Genomic DNA, 19,161 nt, shown 5'->3' on the forward strand with positions numbered 1-19,161 from the left:
CTATTTCTTGCATATTCATCTCACTATTTGCGAACAAAAACCCTTTATGTACATCAGTTCCACTTTACCTTTTTTATCCTATCATAAAATAAAAAAAAGAAAAATAAAAAGCCTAACATAAATTTTAATTTCATTATGTATATCTTCATTTAGATTGGACATAAATAAATATAACAACATCATCTTCGATGTTGTTGCCAACCGCGGAGAAGACTTACGTTTCCCCATAAGTTCTTCCTCCGGTTTCTCCTCTCCCTTTGCCTTCTTACTAGTACATACTAGTATTAGAAGGGCCCTGCTTTGCAGGGTTTTTTTATTTGTCTACTTTTCATTTAAAAAGTGAGGTGGTACAGTAAAAGAAAGAGGAGGAAAAAATATGATTCAACGCTTTATAGAACTCGGAGAAGGCTACTCTGACTTATATGAATTACTTGAAATTGCCAAAACAAACCAAGAACGTGTAACACATATGTTACAATTCGAAACTGTAAAAAACGAAAAAAAAGTGTGTTCACTTGTTGTAATACTAAAACCGACAACTACTGGTGATTTCCAACCATTATACATATGTCGTGAAGGCATTCCTATACTTGAAAATAAAAAAAGTAAACGTGTCGTTTTATTCGAAGAAATGGCGGAACAAATAGGGAAAAAAGTTACTCCCTTTACTGTAAAACCATCAACAACTTTCCCTGAAAAAGAACTATTTTTTAATCATCTAATTGGTATTTTACGAATGAACAATTTCATTCCTCCAATGAAATAACACGTTATTTCAAGTAAAAAAATCCCCTGCTAAATTTAGCAGGGGATTTTTTTACTTAGCTATAATCGTATTCTTTTGCCCGATCAGGACGCGAATTTTCGAATTCCGTTTTTAAAAACGGGCGATACGACTGTTCTACTTTTTTTACAAAAGGAAGTTTATTCAATTTTTGCATCATATGCTCAATTTGTTCCATATCACAATATACAACGGCATATTTCAAACGTTTTGATATGTAATGAATGTTACCATATTTCCTTAAAATCTTGGCATGTTTCAATGAATGTAAATAAACAATCATACTTTGTCGTTGCCCGAACATAATCTTCTCCATCTTCTCCTTTTAAAAACTTATATTCTTATATTTTATGAAAACCAATCAAAAATTTATGACATTAAAGGACAAACTCTGTATACGTTTTCTTCTATATTCTAAAAAACAGGGTAAATTACCCCGTTTTTTTACAACCACAACCGCCTCCGGTACCACAACCACCGCCACAGCCACCCGCATCAAAAAACGGATTTCCTGTTGGAACTTTAACGGAAGGAGATACCTCAGAACCAATCGCTACACTAACTTCATCTAATAACTTTTGTAAAGCAGTTTCTGCTCTTTTAAAAGCTGCAACCTTATCATGCATATCTACAGAACGCTTTAATTCCCTCATTTTCGTCGAAACGAAAGTATAATCAGGATGATATTTACCAAAACGCTGCACTTCTTCGTATCGCTCTTTCATCGCTGTAAATTGCTGAATTAGCGTCTGGACTTCTATATCTTCTTGTAAATCCTTATAATACTTACGATAATCTTCTGCTATATCTGAACAGATGATCGCTTTTGCAAGCTGCTCTGCCTTATCTAAAATCAATACGCTTTCCAGCGTCGCTACAATCATGAGAGACACCTCCGAATATTCATCATAACACATTTGGAACAGAACTACTAATTGAAGTGTCTCACCTAAAAGTAAGATATGATTCTAACTACTTTTCATACAATCCCCTTGCACTCTTATACACTAATATGCTCCGCAATATTATATTTAAGAACATCCCATTTTCCGCTATTCTCTTTCACGTAGCTAATACATGCGTTTTTTAACGGCGTTTTAAATGTAATTTCATCTGGTGCAATTGCGTGTAAAATAGCTTTTATTGCATGTGAATGCGCAACAATGATAATACGTTTATCTCCATGTGCTGCTGCAACCTCTTGTAAAGCCGTAAAACAGCGCTCTACAATTTCTTCATCCTGCTCCATTCCTTCTACATTACCTTCTGTAATTAACTCTCTAACGGCCGCAACTGGTTTCCCAGAAGCTTCCCCAAAATTACGTTCCATAAATCGCTCATCTAATAAAATAGATGGTAATCCAATAGCCCCAGCAATTTCCTTAGCTGTTTCTTGCGCTCTAATTAACGGGCTACTTATAATTATATCCCACGATTCCGCTTGCAAGGCAGCTGCACTTTGACTCGCTTGCTTCTTCCCAACTTCGTTGAGTGGAATATCTTCGCGCCCTTGAATAATCTCTTGAAAGTTCCAATCAGTTTGTCCATGTCGTACTAAACAAATTTCCGTCATGCTGCAACTCCTTTTTTAAATAATCCGATTCTATTGTAACAAAAGTTTTGCACAACGGACATAGTTTTCCCTTCCAATTACGTCGTATTTTGCTGCTTCATATACTGGAACATATCAATCATAATTGAAGCAACCGCCAATTGATTTTGAAATTTTTCCACTTTATCTGGTATCGTTTTTTTGAAATGCTGCATGGCAGCTAACTCAAAAGCTTCTTTTTCTTCTGGGTTACGCGTCAATTTCCGGTACCAGTATGGCTGTTCCCGAATATAGCGAGCTAAATCCTCATCAGCTTTTATAAACTCCATAAGCTCTGCTCTCATCCTCTTTCCCCCTAATCCTTTTGAAAGAAAAAAGGATTATTTTCAGAAGTACTTTGTTCTTGCTGCGCACGGTTCCCTTGAAATTGTTGGATAACTTGTTGCACGCTACCAATCGCACTCGTTACATTTGCTAAATGATGTTGCATTTGTTCTACGTCTAGCTTTTTAAAGAAAGAAAGCATTTGCCCCATCACATCAGCAGTTTTTTCCTCTTCTGTTCGATTTTCTTTTACTTCTTTATTTTCTTTTACCGAAGAAAAAGCAGGTGCTCCATCAGTTCTATACGCTGTCCATATTTGATCTTCTTCACCAAGTAAGTACCATTCTTCATAAAATTGCTGCCAAGTTTTTTGACCACTTCTAACCTCATGAACCATTTTAGGGTGATGGTTTACAAACTCTTTAAACTGTTGAACCGATGGATGTAACGGCCCTTTTGTTGTTGGCATAATCCTCACCTCTTCATGTATATCTACTATATTGTAAGAAAAAAAAGGCACATGGTTCGCCTATTTTTAGACGATTCATGCACCTTTTTATTTTCGAATAAAGTTTTGAGTATAAAATTTATCATATACCCCAACACCTAATCCAGTAAATTGTTCATTTAATAAATTCTTTCTGTGACCCTCACTATTTAGCCAACCTTGTACCGCCGCAATTCCATCACTATGTTGCGCCGCTATATTCTCACCAGCAAGTTGAAAAGCCACTTGCCCACGTTGCAAACGATCTCCTAACGTACCAAAAGTAGGTGAATCGTGCGAAAAATAATTATTATCCTTCATATCTTTACTATGGCCAAATGCAACATCTGCAGTTTGTTGGTCCCATGTTAACAACGGTAATTGATGACGACTTCGAATAATATTTGTTAAATCGAGAATTTGTTGCATATTCCCATTTTCTACTTGCTTCATTTTTTCTGGTGTCAGCGGCTGTTCCGCTATTAATTCACCCGAATAAACAAGTTGATATGGTTTTTGTCGTAATAACGTTTCATCATCCATATACCGAAGACCAACAAGCTCATGTGTAAAGTGATCAAAATATAATTGTGCCCATCCATCTTCTACAGGTACTAGCGGTTGTTCCATTACTTCCGTATCAGATAACTCAAATTGATAACTATTCTTTCCTCTTTTTAATGAAATCTCATGTGAAAGTGGATTCTTTTTATATACCTCTTCATACTTTTCATTTATATAATAGGGAGCAACCTTAACTTGCTCACCAGCAACATACGCCGTTACAACTTTACGTTCAGCAACTCCAAATTGAACATACTGAGCTAAATCTTGATTATACACCCACCATTCATATCCATAAGCAGACGGCTCTATTCGAGACGGTTCGCCCCACTTCGCTAATAAATTCTCAGAGTCCCCACCAATCATATTTAAAACAGTGTCTGTGGATTCTTCATTTACTTTCTTCTTCTTTTTCACAATTTTATTTTCTTGCTTAGAGTGAGATGGGGTTAATATATATTGTGATACGAGTAACTTCCCGTATAAATCAACAGCTAAAATTAAAAATGTAATCATTACGATACGCAATAATTTCTTCAAACGATATACCTCCTGAACAAAGCATAAAATCGAGATATACACAAATCCTTTTCTTTCCTTTTTTGTGTGTACCGTACTCTTTTCACTATATCATATTTTCACGAAAAAAGTCTGGATTATCCCTTTTCTCGCAATATGAATTGCACTTTCTTATTATTCATACTATTATAAAAATAATGTACTAACATTAAAAGAAGGAGGTATTCTATGCAATTTACAAATACAAACTTTAATGATGCAGTCGTTGATTTAACTCTTTTAACTGAGATTATGGAAAACAATCATTTTGTACTTGCTGGACAATGGGATTACGAACGCGTTACATATGATTATAAATTTGAAATATTAAAGGATATTTATTATTTACGTGTACAAGGATTTGCTGTTGAAGGTGACATCGGTGGCAGACACGCTCAAGTAAAACTATTGCCACCCTTATTAGGAAAACATTATTATCCTCATGGCGTTGAATATGGAGATGATGAGATTTTCCCAACGAATGTACTTCAAAAAAGCGAACAACTCCTACAAAATATTGAAAAAGAGTTGAAAGAATTTCAAATTATTGAGTAAATAGAACAAGCGCATCATATCGATGCGCTTGTTCTATTTGTCTTACCTAAGAATGAATCGTCTTTTTGACTGGATACCCATAAATGGATCCATCTTTTACTTTAATCTCATCTTCCCAAGGAACCTTATATTTACCTTCAGCTAAATCTTTTACAAACGTATACGGGTTTTCTTTCACCCCACCAGGAGTCGCTACATATCCCCTTGAACCTAAATTATATATATTATTTTCGAGACCCCATCCTAATCTAGCCTGATCTGCTAGCTCTGGATATACTTCGGCAGTAACAATCTCCCAAGGGTTTCGGTGTCCCTGCACTAAAGTAGTCCCATCAAAATTACATACTTGTCCTTCACCAAAGTAATAAAATACACCATCATAACCCGCTAAGTTCACTGACAATGTATACATTAAATTTTGCCATGCATTTGAACGATTAGTTAACATCCATTGTTCACTAACTTGTGTGCTATATCCGGAAATACGAATCAAGACATTCGCACCTTTATAGGCCGCTTCACGGGCTACTTCAGGGAACATGCCATCATGACAAATACAAACAGCTAATTTACTTCCTCCAGGTCCATCACAAACAGGTAAGCCTAAATCTCCAGCTTTCCAAGGCTCGACTGGCACCCAAGGATTTAACTTACGATACTTCAAAATCATTTCACCCTGTGGATCAATAATAATTGCTGTATTATACGGTTCTCCACCATCAGGATTTCTTTCCATTATAGAAAAAACACCATATACTTCAGATTCTTTACATGCCTCAGCAAATAAGTCTGTTTCTGGTCCAGGAACTGTACATAAAAACTCTTCTGTAGTCCATTTTTTTGTATTGAGCCCCTGTGTACTATATTCGGGAAATACTATCAATTCTAATCCAGGATAACCTGATTTCGTTGAATGAATTGTTTTTATGATCTGTTTAATTTGTTTATCAATGTCTGCACGCGACTCTACTACCGGTACTGGATATTGAATTAACGCTGTTAAAAAACCACTAATCGGCTTTACCATGCTTCCACTACTACCCATTTAAATTCCCCCTTAAAATAGTTCATGTTTATTAAAGATAACAATATAAAGTGAAACTTTAATCAGTGGGGGTTTTGTCCATCCCCCACTGATTATTAGCCTACACCAATCAGGCTTTTACGGGCAGTTGATTTCCCGCCTAACTCCCTCGCAGTCGCCAAATTTTGAGGTGGGAGTCTTACTGCCCGTTAATGCGGGATAAATTTGTAATTCTCTAAAAAACTTGCACTACATATGGAATTATTACGTATTAAAGCTAGTAGTAAGTTTTATATCCACTTTAGTACATGCCTACACTAACTTAACGTAAAAAGTCTGAAAATTCAATCTTTTACAATTGACTAAAACCAAAGAAGAAAAAAGTGTATGGACTCCCATACACTTTTTTTACTTAGTCTGTAAATACGGCGGCAATTGTTGCAACTGCTCCTTATCCTTTTCACGCTCTCTACGTGCCCACCTAAAGAACACATAACCGATAATCGTACCGTACACTATTTCCTGGACAATTTTCATAATGATACCACCTGTTTGCTGGTCTTGTACTACCGGCATCCAATGTAAAAATTCTGGTCCAGTTATATTTAAATCTGATAAAGTCCCCGCCGGTACACAGAGCTCCATTGCCTTCATCCAAGCGGCCGGATCTGTATATGTTGCAAATAATGGTGCAGTCGCAAAAATTATTAACGCACAAGCTGGCGTTAATAAAATACCATTAGCAAACATATAACCAAGCTTCTTAATATCACTTAAAGTTTGATATTCTGGTAGCGGATTTAACATGGGCCACCACATCATCATTGCTGCAAAAAACAATATAGCAAGGCAAATAGGATGCGCTATTTGACTTTGTTTTACTGTATCAAAAACAACTGGCAAATGATAAAAGGAAAACAGACCGTTAAATACCAACAACGCAATAAGCGGCTTTGCAAAAACCTTTAGCACAATTTGAACGAACTTAAAAGAAGTAATATGTTGATATAACCATACGGGTATACCGAGCATTAATAGCGGAGGAACTGCAATATACATTATCGCCATCTCAAACATATGTGCACTAAATATAATATGACCAATTAAATCAATAGGTCCTCCCTTTACAAAATACAAAAGAACAATCCCGGTCGTAAAATAAAAAATTTGCTTCTTACTTACCTTCGTCGCATTTTCAAATCGCGTTCTATATGGTCCAATAATTAAAAAATAACTAATAAGAATCGAGGTCATAAATAATAAAAAAATCGGACTCCATAAAGCTTGAAAACCAAATACCCATAAGTTTTCCATTTCCACACCTACCTTTTCAAAATTCTTATATTTCATATAAAAAGAGGGCTATGATAAATCAGAGCCCCCTACTATCACTGTTTAAATCCACACAATTGTCATAAAGGCTAATATTGTTAATAAACCAATTAACAATCCAGAGTACAAGAAGAAACTCGCCGCTTCATGCCCTTTATGACTCATATGCATGAAATAATACAGCTGAAATATAACTTGAACGACTGCTAACAATAATATAAATGGAACCGAAAAAATCGGACTAAATGTTTTCGGATATGCCACCGCTGCAAATGCAACTAATGTTAAAAAAATCATTAGTGAAAATGTAATAACTTGGTGCTTCATTTCCTCTGCACTTTTTCTCTTCCGATAAACAAGATCCACCTTAGGATTATTCGTTTGCTTAACCGCCATTGTTTATCCCACCATTCCCATCAAATATACTACAGTGAAAATAAACACCCAAACTACGTCAATAAAGTGCCAATAAATTGATGCAACATAAAACTTTGGTGCGTTGTATAAATTTAAGCCTCTCTTCGCGTTTCTAAAGATTAATGTTAAAATCCAACATAACCCAAACAACACGTGGAGCCCGTGTGTACCAACAAGAGCATAAAATGCAGAACCAAATGCACTACTTCTCATAGTATGCTTAAATTCATGCGTATAATGATAAAACTCATATATTTCAAACCCCAAAAATCCTAAGCCAAGCAACACTGTTACAAGTAACCAAAGTTGCATTTTCTTAAAGTTGAAATTTTTCATATGATACATTGCGTATACACTCGTTAAACTACTCGTTAACAAAAGCATCGTCATAATGAAAACGAGCGGCATTTGAAACATCTCTTGAGATGTTGGTCCACCATTTGTAGAGTTCTTTAATGCTAAATATGTGCCAAATAAGGAAGCGAACAACACTGTTTCGCCTCCAAGAAATAACCAAAAACCAACAAACTTATTTTTTCCCTCAAGGGTTGCTTTTTCAGGCTCTGCTGGAAATGTTTCATTCGTTAATTTCTCATCTACATGCATTACGCCTTGCCCCCCTTATCATCTAAATCTTCCTTATGAATATGATATCCATGATCATCAATTACTGAACGAAGGAACATTGTACCAAATGTAATGATTAAACCGATAATTGCTACTAATAACCAAAATTTATCTTTGCCACCCTGCATATACATCGCACCGAAAGCTGCTATAAATAGACCTAGAGAAATAATAAACGGTGAAAACGAAGAATTTGGCATATGAATATCACCGACTGGTTCCGCTGCTGTCATCTCTTTATTACCCTCACGTTTTTCAATCCAAAACGGATCTAATCCGCGAACAAATGGTAACTGTTTGAAATTATATTCCGGTGTAGGTGCTGGCATTGTCCACTCTAACGTACGCGCATCCCACGGATCACGACCAGCCTTCTCTTTTGATACCGTCGTTTTTATTACATTGAATAAAAGAACAATCGTTCCAAGAGCCATAAACACTGCTCCAATAGAACTAATCATATTCCCCATTTCCAATCCTTGCCCCTCTAGATATGTGTAGTAACGACGCGGCATACCGATTAGACCCAGGAAATGCTGAATAAAGAACGTTAAATGGAAACCGATAAAGAATAACCAAAATGTTATCTTTCCTAACGTTTCATTTAATACTTTATTAAACATAAGTGGCCAATAATAATGCGCACCTGCAAGTAAACCAAATACAACACCGCCAACAATTACATAATGAAAGTGTGCTACTACGAAATAATTATCATGAAACTGATAATCAGCTGGTGCAGAAGCAAGCATAACGCCTGTAACTCCACCCATAACGAAGGATGGAATAAAAGCTACCGCCCACATCATTGGTGTTGTAAACCTAATACTTCCACCCCACATGGTAAAGAGCCAGTTAAATATTTTAATACCCGTCGGAACTGCAATCGCCATTGTTGCAACTGAGAAGATAGCATTTGCAACAGGCCCAAGACCAACAGTGAACATATGATGCGCCCATACCATAAATCCTAAAAATCCTATTAATACTGTCGCGAACACCATCGAGGAATAACCGAATAATCGTTTTTTCGAAAATGTGGCGAAGATTTCTGAGAATATTCCGAAAGCTGGGAGTATAAGAATGTATACTTCCGGATGACCGAAGATCCAGAATAAATGCTCCCATATAATCGTGTTCCCACCTAGTGCAGGATTAAAGAAACTTGTGCCAAATAAACGATCTAACATTAAAAGTCCTAATCCTACAGTTAATGGTGGAAATGCAAATAAAATAAGTGAAGATGTTACAAATGTTGTCCATGTAAACATCGGCATGCGCATGTAAGTCATCCCTGGCGCGCGCATATTAATAATTGTAACAAGGAAGTTAATACCTCCAATTAATGTACCAATACCTGATATTTGCAAGCCGAGTACATAAAAATCAACACCATGTCCTTTAGAGGCTAAAGCTAAAGATGCATAGGATGTCCACCCTGCATCAGGCGCTCCTCCTAAAAACCAACTTAAATTTAAAAATAATCCACCAAAGAAAAATAACCAAAATCCGAGCGAATTCAAAAACGGGAACGCCACATCACGTGCTCCAATTTGAAGTGGTACAGCGGCGTTCATAAATGCAAACACGAGTGGCATAGCTGCGAGGAAAATCATTGTTGTACCGTGCATCGTTAATACTTGATTATAAGCATCCCCAATCAGAAAAGCATTGTTAGGAATCGCTAACTGCAGGCGAATAAATAGTGCTTCTATTCCACCTATTACAAAAAACAATCCACCTGCAATTAAATAGAGAATGGCAATCTTTTTATGGTCTACTGTCGTTAAATAATCCCATATGACAGCACCCATCCCCTGTTTTTTTGCTACAGAACTCACGTTTTCAACCTCCCCTTCGCAAATGATCCCTCTTTACTTTTCAATCTTTAACGTTTGTAAATATGCATTTAATGCATTAATTTGATCATCCGTTAAGTTACCATATTTACCAGTCATTTTATTACCTGGTTTCATATTTTCAGGATCTTTAAGCCATTTTGTTAAGTTCTCTTCATTATTTTCGGCAATACCAGCAACCATATCGCGATCTGCAAAGTTTGCTAAGTTCGGTGCGATACGAGCAGAAGGTGGTCTACTATCATTTGATCCCACTGCATGACAACCAATACAGCTTTTATTAAATATTTCTTGACCCTCTTGCGCCTTTGTAGAAGCTACTTCTTTTTTTCCATCAATCTTCTTCATGTCAGCAAGCCACTTTTTGTACTCGCTTTCATCCAGAGCTTTCACTTTGAACTGCATTAAAGAATGTGATGGGCCACAAAATTCTGTACAAAAACCATTATAAGTGCCCGATTTATCTGCCTTTAACCACATTTTGTTTACATTATCTGTATTTGTATCCATTTTCCCAGCTAAAGATGGAACCCAAAACGAATGTTTAATATCGGCACCCTTCAAATTCAAATACACTTTCTTACCTGTGGGGATAACTAAATCTTGAGAAGTTACTATTTTTTCTGATTTATAAGAAAATTCCCACCAATAAAGATTCGCTGTTACATCAACAACGATAGTATCTTTATCAATATTCTTTTTCTCCATCGCACTTACATCAGCAAGCTTGAATGTATATGTAACAGTCGGAACAGCCAAGATTAACAAAAGAATAATCGGAATAACTGTCCATATAATTTCTAGTTTGTGATTTCCTTCAACTTGCTCTGGAATATAATCTTCCTCACCCTTTTTTTGTCGGAAACGCACAATTACATATAAGAAAATAATAGTAACTACAAGTACTACTCCTACCATGATTGCACTCGCTAGTAAGAGCAAATCATATTGCATTTTTGCTACTTCCCCTTGCGGAATTAAAGTAGACTGAAAAGCTTTACCGCATCCCCCTAACAGTAAAGCCAGCAGTGAAACGAACGAAAGCAGTCGCCACTGTTTCTTCATACAAACAACCCCCACTTTCTTTGTGAATTAGATTGTACTTTATAGTTAAGTAAAGTAAATCTCAACGTAAAGAAATCCAATCATGTCGTTGTCTTAGAAGAATGTAACTACAATCATTGACACAAATAAGATTGTTAAGTAATTCAGGGAATAAACAAACATTTTTACGGACCATTTGATGTCATCTTGCTTACGGAAGCCATAAAACCCTAATGCGATCCATCCGATGTTAAGCAATGTTGCAATTACCATGAATGTTATTCCAAGCCCACTCATATAAAATGGTAGTGGTAATAAACATACTGTCCAAATCATAATCTGACGTTTCGTAATATCAAATCCCTGTACAACAGGAAGCATTGGGATTCCTGCATTTCGATATTCATCAACACGCTTCATCGCTAATGCGAGGAAATGTGGGATTTGCCAAATAAACATAATTAAAAATAACATCCAAGCAATTGGATGATTTAAAGACGGATCAATTGCCGCCCATCCAATTAAAGGTGGAACTGCTCCTGATATACTACCTACAACAGTATTCAACGTATATTTTCTCTTCGTCCATAACGTATATAAAACAACATATGTGAAGGCACCAATAAATGAGATTAACACTGCCATCGGTGTAGTAAGTAATAAAAATGCAAAGCCAAGAAGTAAAATTACAAGTCCAAATGCAAGTGCAAAGCCAGGTTTATATTTACCTGTTACCGTTGGACGGTTTTTTGTTCTTTCCATTAATGGATCGATATCTCGGTCAATGTAGTTATTTAAACAACATACCCCAGCCATAATTAATGCAGAACCAACGATTGTGAAAAATAGCTTATCTAGATTGTCCATAACACTCAATCCATTAAAATGTAAAGCCAACCAAAATCCTGTAAATACAGTAAGTGTATTTGAGTTTACAATCCCCATTTTAACGAGCGCTGATAAATCTTGTAACCGAGTTGTTTCCGGTACAATTGAAACAGCTGACTCATCATGCAGCTCACTTGTTGCATGGTTCATCACTTTAACCCCCTCTTAAACCTATCATCTTTCTAAGCACATATTTCATGTGAAATATTTCGCTTCTATATAGCAATATTATTACAGTAGAAATATTGTTAACCCATTCTACTACTAATCTACGCCCATACTCCAATATATTAAATCACATTTCCCGAACATTTTGTGAAGAAAACATGAACTTTTTGTGTCGAACATTAAAAAACTTTATTCTAATTTATCCTTATCATAACATGATGTTATCTTCTATAATAAACTATTTTGTCATATTTAGCATGTATTCTCCCCATTTCTTTTCAAAATAGCTTAAATCCCTCCTAAAATATGTATTTAAAATCCCGTTTTTCCCCTTATACTACGTGCGTTGTCCTCGCCCTCCATTTCTTTGCTATTTTATTATTTTTTATATATCATAGGACTGTAGCACGTTTTATTCTATACATAATGGAATGAAAATATTTCGCAATAACTTCATAGCAGAAAGATGGTGAAAGAGATTGCAAAGCTTTATTAAATGGTTAGCAGTCATTACAAGTCTCGATTTATTAGTAGTTTTACTAGGAGGCGCTTTAGTTACAAAAACGGGTTCAGGCCAAGGATGCGGCAAATCATGGCCTCTTTGTAACGGTGAATTTGTTCCATCTAATTTATCAATGGAAACTATTATTGAGCTAAGTCACCGCTTAACATCTGGATCAGCAGGAATCCTTGTTACCCTTCTTTGTATTTTGTCCTGGAAATATTATAAACATGTGCGCGAAACAAAAACGTTAGCAATTTTATCCTTCGTATTTTTAGTTGCACAAGCATTAATGGGGGCAGCCGCGGTTGTTTGGGGTCAAATGCCTGCTGTTTTAGCTATTCATTTCGGTATTTCCTTAATTTCATTTGCTTCTGTCATCTTGTTAACGTGTCTTATTTTTGAAATTGATCAGAAATTTGATGCACGTTCACTTATTATGGACAAAAAAATGAAATTTCATATTTATGGTGTAACAATTTACAGTTATATCGTTGTCTACACAGGAGCTTTAGTACGTCACGAACGAGCTACCTTAGCCTGTCCGGACTTCCCTTTATGCAGTAAAAATAGACCTATGCCAACTCAACTACATGAGTGGGTCCAAATGGGGCATAGAGTTGCAGCTATGTTAATATTCGTTTGGATACTATACGCAATGTTTATAGCTATTCGTCATTACAAGCAGCAGCGTGTAGTATACTGGGGATGGATTATTTCATTTATCCTTGTTACACTTCAAGCTATAGTAGGGATTTTAGTCGTACTTACAAATGCTAGTTTAGCAATGGCATTATTACATTCACTCTTCATTTCTTGCCTGTTTGCTGTACTATGCTATTTAGTTATGATAGGTACAAGAAGTACAGTCAATGCAAAAGAGACTGAATCAACTTCTAAGCAAACAAAATAAAGTAAAACTTTAATACCTTGCCAATTCGGCAAGGTATTATTTACACAAAAAAAGAGCTGCTTTCGCACAGCTCTTTTTTTATTTTAATGATCTAATTCAATGAGTAAATCTCCCGTTTGAATTGCATCCCCATCATTTACATATACTTTTTTCACTTTACCATTAAATGGCGCTTGAACCGTCGTTTCCATTTTCATAGCTTCTGTAATTGCCATGGAATCACCTTTTTTCACTTCATCGCCTTCTTTTACAACTACTTTAATAACAGTTCCCGGCATCGTTGCGCTAATATGATTTGGATTTTCACGATTCCCCTTCACACGCTGTGCAACAGTTGCTTTCACACTTTCATCTTTCACTACGATTTCACGCGGTTGTCCATTAAATTCCAGGTAAAGTACACGATTTCCATCTGGCTGTGGCTCCCCAATGGAAACTAGTTTAACCATCAATGTTTTACCTTGCTCGATTTCCACATCAATTTCTTCACCAAGTCTCATACCATAGAAGAATGTCGGTGTATCAAGCACAGATACATTTCCATAAATCCCAGCAACTTTTTCGTAGTCCATAAATACTTTTGGATACAATGCATATGCGACTACATCAAAAATTGTTACTTCGCGTCCAAGTTTGTGGAATAACTCTTCTTTTAAAGCATCGAAATCTACTGGTTCTAACAATTCACCCGGTCTTACTGTTAATGGCTCTTTCCCTTTTAAAATAATTTTTTGTAATTCTTTCGGGAAACCACCATATGGTTGTCCTAAATCTCCAGAGAACATTTCAACAACAGATCCCGGGAAGTCCAGAGCATGTCCACGTTCTAAAATATCTTGCTCTGTCAGATGATTTTGAACCATAAATAATGCCATATCACCCACAACTTTAGATGATGGTGTTACTTTTACAATATCGCCAAACATATCATTAACACGGCGATACATCACTTTAACTTCATCAAAGCGATCTCCTAAGCCAACCGCTTTCGCTTGTTGTTGAAGATTACTATACTGTCCGCCTGGCATTTCGTGCATATATACCTCTGTATGAGGAGCGTTCATACCACTTTCAAATGGAGCATAGTATTTTCGTACATCTTCCCAATAATGAGATAGTTTTTCTAATGAATCTATATTAACATCTGGCTGTCTTTCGTTTCCGCCTAACGCATAGTATAGTGTGTTCGCACTTGGCTGTGACGTTTGACCTGCCATAGAACTCATCGCTACATCGACAATATCAACACCCGCTTCAATTGCCTTCGTATACGTTAATATACCGTTTCCGCTCGTATCGTGTGTGTGCAGGTGAATCGGAATCGATACTGTCTCTTTTAATGCAGAAATTAAATCGTATGCCGCATTAGGTTTTAATAATCCTGCCATATCTTTAATACCTAATATATGAGCACCTGATGCTTCTAATTCTTTCGCCAAGTTTTTATAATAATTCAAATCATATTTACTACGTAACGGATCATGAATATCTCCTGTATAACACATTGTCGCTTCTGCAATTTTGCCAGTATCTCGTACAGCATCAATCGCAACTCTCATACCTTCTACCCAGTTTAAGCTATCAAAAATACGGAACACATCAATTCCGGCTTGCGCGGAACATTCCACAAATTTTTGAATTAAATTATCTGGATAGTTTTTGTAACCTACTGCGTTTGAAGAACGAAGTAACATTTGGAATAAAACGTTCGGCATTTTTTCACGAAGATCTAGTAATCGTTCCCATGGGTCTTCTTTCAAGAAACGATATGCAACATCAAACGTTGCACCGCCCCACATTTCCGCTGAGAATAAGTTTGGTAACATTCTCGCTGTCGGCTCTGCAATGTGATGTAAATCTTTTGTACGAACACGAGTTGCAAGTAAAGACTGATGCCCATCACGGAATGTTGTATCCGTTAAAAGTACACGTTTTTGATCTTGTACCCACTTTACTAATCCATCCGCTCCACGCTCATCCAAAATTTGTTTCGTTCCATTTTGGATTGGCTCTGAGTGTAGTACATTCGGTATACGAGCATCCGGGAAAATTGGTTTCTCTTTTTTCCCTACTCCCGGGAAACCATTTACTGTTACTGTACCAATGTAATTTAACATTTTCGTTCCGCGGTCTTTACGTTTCGGGAACAAGAACAGTTCAGGTGACGCGTCAATAAACGACGTATCATATTCTCCTGATAAGAAGTTTTTATGTTTTACTACATTCTCTAGAAATGGAATATTTGTTTTAATGCCACGAATACGGAATTCTTTTAAGTTACGTTCCATTTTTGCAGCAGCTTGTTCAAAAGTAAGAGCCCAAGTTGTAACTTTTACAAGTAAAGAATCGTAGTACGGTGTAATAACTGCACCTTGGAAACTATTACCTGTATCAAGACGAACACCAAAGCCACCGCCTGATCGGTACGCCATAATTTTTCCTGTATCCGGCATGAAATTATTTAGTGGGTCTTCAGTCGTTACACGAGATTGGATTGCAAATCCGTGCACAACCACTTCCTCTTGCTTCGGAACACCTACCATTTTACTATGTAATGCATGTCCATCAGCTATTAAAATTTGCGATTGAACAATATCCACTCCTGTAATCATTTCTGTAATTGTATGTTCTACTTGAACACGTGGGTTTACTTCAATAAAGTAAAATTCATCATCTTTCACTAGGAATTCAACTGTTCCAGCATTTAAATAATTTACATTTTTCGTTAACTTTACTGCAGCATCACAAATACGCTGGCGCAAATCATCTGAAAGCGACACGCTCGGTGCAATTTCAACTACTTTTTGATGGCGTCGTTGTACAGAGCAATCTCGCTCATACAAATGCACAACATTACCTTCTTCATCTGCTAAAATTTGCACTTCTATATGTTTAGGTTTTTCAACGAATTTTTCAACGTACACTTCATCATTACCAAAGGCTGCTTTTGCTTCTGATTTCGCGCGATTATACGATTCTCTTAATTCTTCACTAGCACGTACAATACGCATACCGCGACCGCCGCCACCAAGGGATGCTTTAATAATAATCGGGTAATCATACTTTTCAGCAAATTCTTTAACTTCTTCTATTGAATCTACTGGACCATCACTACCAGGAATAATTGGAATTTGTGCTAGCTGCGCTTGTGTTCTTGCTTTAACTTTATCTCCAAACATGTCTAAATGCTTACTTTTTGGACCGATAAAGATAATCCCTTCTTCTTCACAACGTTTTGCAAATTGAATATTTTCTGACAAGAAACCATATCCAGGGTGGATTGCATCTACATGATTACTTTTCGCAATCTCAATAATGCCTTCAATATCTAGATAAGCATCAATTGGCTTTTTCCCTTCCCCAACTAAATAGGACTCATCGGCTTTATAGCGATGATAAGAACCGCTATCCTCTTTAGAATAGATCGCAACTGTGTTTAATCCAAGTTCTGAACATGCTCGGAACACACGAATTGCTATCTCTCCACGGTTAGCTACCAATACTTTTTGAATACGTTGCAGCTTTGTCATGATTTTCCCCCTCTATTTTCCTACCACTCTAGAGATAAAATACATACACACTCTAAAGAGCGTGAAGTTCTTCACTTTCTACATTATATTATACTTAGAAAGCTTCACTTTATTTTTATCCATCATACCTTATTTTTCAACAAATGATAAGTTTTCTGATCAATTTGTTTCACAAAAATAGTATAGCATACCTCTTCCTTTTCTAACAAGACTATTGTATATCACATTTATTTAAATGTAATATACTTTTTATTTTAAAAGAATCAATATTATATCACATTTAAAACCTAACAAAATAAAAAACACATTGAACTCTAGAGCTCAATGTGTTTTTTATTTTACAACAACAAGATGCGGTCCACCTTGTTTTATTTCGTTAGTCATTTCGTTTTGTTGTTTCTCTTGTCGTTTTACATAACTAGCAATATTTAACAGTATACCCATTGCAAGTAAATTAGCCAATAAAGAACTACCACCATAACTTACAAACGGTAATGGTACCCCTGTAAGCGGTATTAACCCAGACATACCACCGACATTTATAAAAGTTTGAACTCCAAACAAACTTGCAATTCCAATTGCTATTAAACTTCCAAACGGATCTTTACACTTTTGTGCAATTCTAAATGAACGAATAATAATGAGTAGTAAACAGATCAAAATGACAGCTATACCTATAAAACCAAGCTCTTCAGATATAATTGCCATAATAAAATCTGTTTGCGGTTCTGGTAAGTAGCCATATTTTTGTACACTGTTTCCTAATCCTCGACCATTTAGCCCTCCTGAAGCAATTCCAATAAAAGAATTTATTAATTGGAACCCATCATTCTGAGGATCGTTAAATGGATCAAGAAAAACTGAAAAGCGAGCTTTTTGGTACTGACTTAACTTATAGTTCCCAATAAAATATAACGCTGGAATCCATATTATAGACGTTAAGAGGAATCGCTTTATACTTAAATTAACATTAACTCCTGAACAAAAGAACATAATCAGTACAGTTCCACCTATTAGTATATCGGTCCCTAAGTCATTTTGAAGTAAAATTAATCCCATCGCTCCACCGACAACGGCTAGAGGTGGAAGTATCCCTTGTACAAAAGCTGTTTGTATCTCTTGTTTCTTAGCAAAAAAGTTTGCTAACGTAATAATAACCGTTATTTTCACAAACTCAGCTGGTTGTATACCTAATATCCATCCTTTTGCACCATTTACGTCCTTACCGAAAAGAAAGGCTGCTGATAGTAGACCAATACTTCCTATTCCCATTGCGATTAAAACTATTCTCTTTCTCCACAACTTATAAGGAATGGCAACGATAATCGCTAACATTATCGTTCCAATAGCTAAAGCAATTAATTGTTTTTTAAAAAAGTAATTTGCTGGCCAGTTATGCCTCGAAATCGCAACAATGGAACTAGAACTATATACCATTATAACTCCCAACACACATAAGATAACAAGAGGAAGTAATAATGAATAATCCATCGATTTCCATACTTTTTTCATTTCATTTCCTCTTTCTGTTTCAATTTAATTATTGTTGTATTCCATATGTATATAGGTTCTTCCTGCTTTATTATACAAATAAAAAGCCCAAACTATTTCAGTTTGAGCCCCCCTATTTGAACCCGTTATTGTTGTTTGTTTGTAAATGCTTCATGAAGTGCAGATAACTCACGTTCAAGCTCTCCTAACATTGCTTTCCCTTGTTCTTCTGCAATAAGACCAAGGCGAACTGCAAAATCGACCTCGCGGGATAGTCCAAACATTTGTGTGTCTAACACTTCTTCATATAATGGACATTGCGGCATTGTAAGATTGTCCATTTGCACCTTAATAAGTCTTAAGATTTTCTCCGCATCCGCTTGTAGAAGGGCTAGTGCCTTTTCCTGATGATTTGATACTGTCTCAGACGCCAAATTGATTCCCTCCGTTTCCGTCCTACTCTCACCTATCTATTAATATTAGCGATAGTTTTAATAAATTGCAATAGAAACATTTTTTGTGACAACAGTGTCTAATACTAT

19 protein-coding genes are annotated in these 19,161 nt (G+C 36.2%); 3 read left to right on the top strand and 16 right to left on the bottom strand.

What is annotated here, in order from left to right:
• The first annotated feature begins 376 nt into the window (after positions 1–376).
• Positions 377–766 (top strand): methylthioribose kinase, encoded by a 390-nt coding sequence (locus BWGOE10_RS19700; protein WP_070144652.1) that lies wholly within the window; start codon positions 377–379, stop codon positions 764–766.
• Between the two features lie 55 nt (positions 767–821).
• Here the strand turns inward: BWGOE10_RS19700 and BWGOE10_RS19705 are convergent, their stop codons facing one another.
• From BWGOE10_RS19705 to BWGOE10_RS19730, 6 genes are all read right to left on the bottom strand, one after another.
• Positions 822–1,088 carry a YlbG family protein gene (locus BWGOE10_RS19705; RefSeq protein ID WP_002088292.1) on the bottom strand — a complete coding sequence of 89 codons (267 nt, stop codon included), beginning with the start codon at positions 1,086–1,088 and terminating at the stop codon, positions 822–824.
• Between the two features lie 127 nt (positions 1,089–1,215).
• Entirely contained in the window at positions 1,216–1,668 is a 453-nt protein-coding gene (locus BWGOE10_RS19710; protein ID WP_070144653.1) for a YlbF family regulator, read from the bottom strand.
• A gap of 116 nt (positions 1,669–1,784) precedes the next feature.
• Entirely contained in the window at positions 1,785–2,357 is a 573-nt protein-coding gene (locus BWGOE10_RS19715; protein ID WP_070144654.1) for a histidine phosphatase family protein, read from the bottom strand.
• A 77-nt stretch (positions 2,358–2,434) separates the two neighbouring features.
• Positions 2,435–2,680: a YlbE-like family protein gene (locus tag BWGOE10_RS19720; RefSeq protein ID WP_002014770.1), complete on the bottom strand. Its 246-nt coding sequence runs from the start codon at positions 2,678–2,680 to the stop codon at positions 2,435–2,437.
• 11 nt (positions 2,681–2,691) lie between these two features.
• Positions 2,692–3,129, bottom strand: coding sequence for a YlbD family protein (locus BWGOE10_RS19725; RefSeq protein WP_070144655.1), 438 nt, complete (start codon positions 3,127–3,129; stop codon positions 2,692–2,694).
• A gap of 87 nt (positions 3,130–3,216) precedes the next feature.
• Positions 3,217–4,251 (bottom strand): CAP domain-containing protein, encoded by a 1,035-nt coding sequence (locus BWGOE10_RS19730; protein ID WP_070144656.1) that lies wholly within the window; start codon positions 4,249–4,251, stop codon positions 3,217–3,219.
• Positions 4,252–4,458: 207 nt separating this feature from the next.
• Here BWGOE10_RS19730 and BWGOE10_RS19735 point away from each other — a divergent pair, with 207 nt between their 5' ends.
• Positions 4,459–4,824 carry a YugN family protein gene (locus BWGOE10_RS19735; protein ID WP_002066906.1) on the top strand — a complete coding sequence of 122 codons (366 nt, stop codon included), beginning with the start codon at positions 4,459–4,461 and terminating at the stop codon, positions 4,822–4,824.
• 46 nt (positions 4,825–4,870) lie between these two features.
• On the opposite strand, the gene BWGOE10_RS19740 is transcribed toward BWGOE10_RS19735, so the two are convergent.
• The 7 genes from BWGOE10_RS19740 to ctaB all read right to left on the bottom strand — a co-directional run bounded on the left by BWGOE10_RS19740 (position 4,871) and on the right by ctaB (position 12,165).
• Positions 4,871–5,869: a formamidase gene (locus BWGOE10_RS19740; RefSeq protein ID WP_000535796.1), complete on the bottom strand. Its 999-nt coding sequence runs from the start codon at positions 5,867–5,869 to the stop codon at positions 4,871–4,873.
• A gap of 387 nt (positions 5,870–6,256) precedes the next feature.
• Positions 6,257–7,162, bottom strand: coding sequence for a cytochrome c oxidase assembly factor CtaG (gene ctaG / locus BWGOE10_RS19745; protein ID WP_070144794.1), 906 nt, complete (start codon positions 7,160–7,162; stop codon positions 6,257–6,259).
• A gap of 81 nt (positions 7,163–7,243) precedes the next feature.
• Positions 7,244–7,576, bottom strand: coding sequence for a cytochrome c oxidase subunit IVB (ctaF, locus tag BWGOE10_RS19750; protein ID WP_002121961.1), 333 nt, complete (start codon positions 7,574–7,576; stop codon positions 7,244–7,246).
• Positions 7,577–7,579: 3 nt separating this feature from the next.
• A complete protein-coding gene (ctaE, locus tag BWGOE10_RS19755) occupies positions 7,580–8,203 on the bottom strand; it encodes a cytochrome c oxidase subunit III (protein ID WP_000557861.1) in 624 nt (207 codons plus the stop codon).
• Positions 8,203–10,038 (bottom strand): cytochrome c oxidase subunit I, encoded by a 1,836-nt coding sequence (gene ctaD / locus BWGOE10_RS19760; protein WP_171903132.1) that lies wholly within the window; start codon positions 10,036–10,038, stop codon positions 8,203–8,205. Before ctaD ends, ctaE begins: the two co-directional genes overlap by 1 nt.
• A gap of 60 nt (positions 10,039–10,098) precedes the next feature.
• Positions 10,099–11,148, bottom strand: a complete 1,050-nt coding sequence (coxB, locus tag BWGOE10_RS19765) for a cytochrome c oxidase subunit II (RefSeq protein WP_070144658.1) — start codon at positions 11,146–11,148, stop codon at positions 10,099–10,101.
• A 93-nt stretch (positions 11,149–11,241) separates the two neighbouring features.
• Positions 11,242–12,165, bottom strand: a complete 924-nt coding sequence (ctaB, locus tag BWGOE10_RS19770) for a protoheme IX farnesyltransferase (protein WP_070144659.1) — start codon at positions 12,163–12,165, stop codon at positions 11,242–11,244.
• A gap of 497 nt (positions 12,166–12,662) precedes the next feature.
• Here ctaB and ctaA point away from each other — a divergent pair, with 497 nt between their 5' ends.
• Positions 12,663–13,598, top strand: coding sequence for a heme A synthase (gene ctaA / locus BWGOE10_RS19775; protein WP_070144660.1), 936 nt, complete (start codon positions 12,663–12,665; stop codon positions 13,596–13,598).
• Positions 13,599–13,681: 83 nt separating this feature from the next.
• On the opposite strand, the gene pyc is transcribed toward ctaA, so the two are convergent.
• The 3 genes from pyc to BWGOE10_RS19790 all read right to left on the bottom strand — a co-directional run bounded on the left by pyc (position 13,682) and on the right by BWGOE10_RS19790 (position 19,053).
• Positions 13,682–17,128, bottom strand: coding sequence for a pyruvate carboxylase (pyc, locus tag BWGOE10_RS19780; protein WP_070144661.1), 3,447 nt, complete (start codon positions 17,126–17,128; stop codon positions 13,682–13,684).
• Positions 17,129–17,461: 333 nt separating this feature from the next.
• Positions 17,462–18,640: a putative lipid II flippase FtsW gene (ftsW, locus tag BWGOE10_RS19785; RefSeq protein ID WP_070144662.1), complete on the bottom strand. Its 1,179-nt coding sequence runs from the start codon at positions 18,638–18,640 to the stop codon at positions 17,462–17,464.
• Positions 18,641–18,765: 125 nt separating this feature from the next.
• The gene (locus tag BWGOE10_RS19790; protein WP_000135698.1) at positions 18,766–19,053 is read right to left on the bottom strand and encodes a YlaN family protein; all 288 of its coding nucleotides are present in this window, start codon (positions 19,051–19,053) and stop codon (positions 18,766–18,768) included.
• Positions 19,054–19,161: the final 108 nt, after the last annotated feature.

Origin of the sequence: Bacillus mycoides (assembly GCF_001757995.1) — a bacterium.
Classification (GTDB): Bacteria; Bacillota; Bacilli; order Bacillales; family Bacillaceae_G; genus Bacillus_A; species Bacillus_A mycoides_B.

Excerpts from the sequence above, each read along its gene's own strand:
- BWGOE10_RS19715 (WP_070144654.1), bottom strand. The coding sequence starts at position 2,357 with ATGACGGAAATTTGTTTAGTACGACATGGACAAACTGATTGGAACTTT.
- BWGOE10_RS19735 (WP_002066906.1), top strand. The coding sequence starts at position 4,459 with ATGCAATTTACAAATACAAACTTTAATGATGCAGTCGTTGATTTAACT.
- ctaE (WP_000557861.1), bottom strand. The coding sequence starts at position 8,203 with ATGCATGTAGATGAGAAATTAACGAATGAAACATTTCCAGCAGAGCCT.
- BWGOE10_RS19705 (WP_002088292.1), bottom strand. The coding sequence starts at position 1,088 with ATGTTCGGGCAACGACAAAGTATGATTGTTTATTTACATTCATTGAAA.
- BWGOE10_RS19725 (WP_070144655.1), bottom strand. The coding sequence starts at position 3,129 with ATGCCAACAACAAAAGGGCCGTTACATCCATCGGTTCAACAGTTTAAA.
- coxB (WP_070144658.1), bottom strand. The coding sequence starts at position 11,148 with ATGAAGAAACAGTGGCGACTGCTTTCGTTCGTTTCACTGCTGGCTTTA.
- BWGOE10_RS19720 (WP_002014770.1), bottom strand. The coding sequence starts at position 2,680 with ATGAGAGCAGAGCTTATGGAGTTTATAAAAGCTGATGAGGATTTAGCT.
- pyc (WP_070144661.1), bottom strand. The coding sequence starts at position 17,128 with ATGACAAAGCTGCAACGTATTCAAAAAGTATTGGTAGCTAACCGTGGA.
- ftsW (WP_070144662.1), bottom strand. The coding sequence starts at position 18,640 with ATGAAAAAAGTATGGAAATCGATGGATTATTCATTATTACTTCCTCTT.
- BWGOE10_RS19740 (WP_000535796.1), bottom strand. The coding sequence starts at position 5,869 with ATGGGTAGTAGTGGAAGCATGGTAAAGCCGATTAGTGGTTTTTTAACA.
- BWGOE10_RS19710 (WP_070144653.1), bottom strand. The coding sequence starts at position 1,668 with ATGATTGTAGCGACGCTGGAAAGCGTATTGATTTTAGATAAGGCAGAG.
- ctaG (WP_070144794.1), bottom strand. The coding sequence starts at position 7,162 with ATGGAAAACTTATGGGTATTTGGTTTTCAAGCTTTATGGAGTCCGATT.
- BWGOE10_RS19700 (WP_070144652.1), top strand. The coding sequence starts at position 377 with ATGATTCAACGCTTTATAGAACTCGGAGAAGGCTACTCTGACTTATAT.
- ctaF (WP_002121961.1), bottom strand. The coding sequence starts at position 7,576 with ATGGCGGTTAAGCAAACGAATAATCCTAAGGTGGATCTTGTTTATCGG.
- ctaD (WP_171903132.1), bottom strand. The coding sequence starts at position 10,038 with ATGGGTGCTGTCATATGGGATTATTTAACGACAGTAGACCATAAAAAG.
- ctaB (WP_070144659.1), bottom strand. The coding sequence starts at position 12,165 with ATGAACCATGCAACAAGTGAGCTGCATGATGAGTCAGCTGTTTCAATT.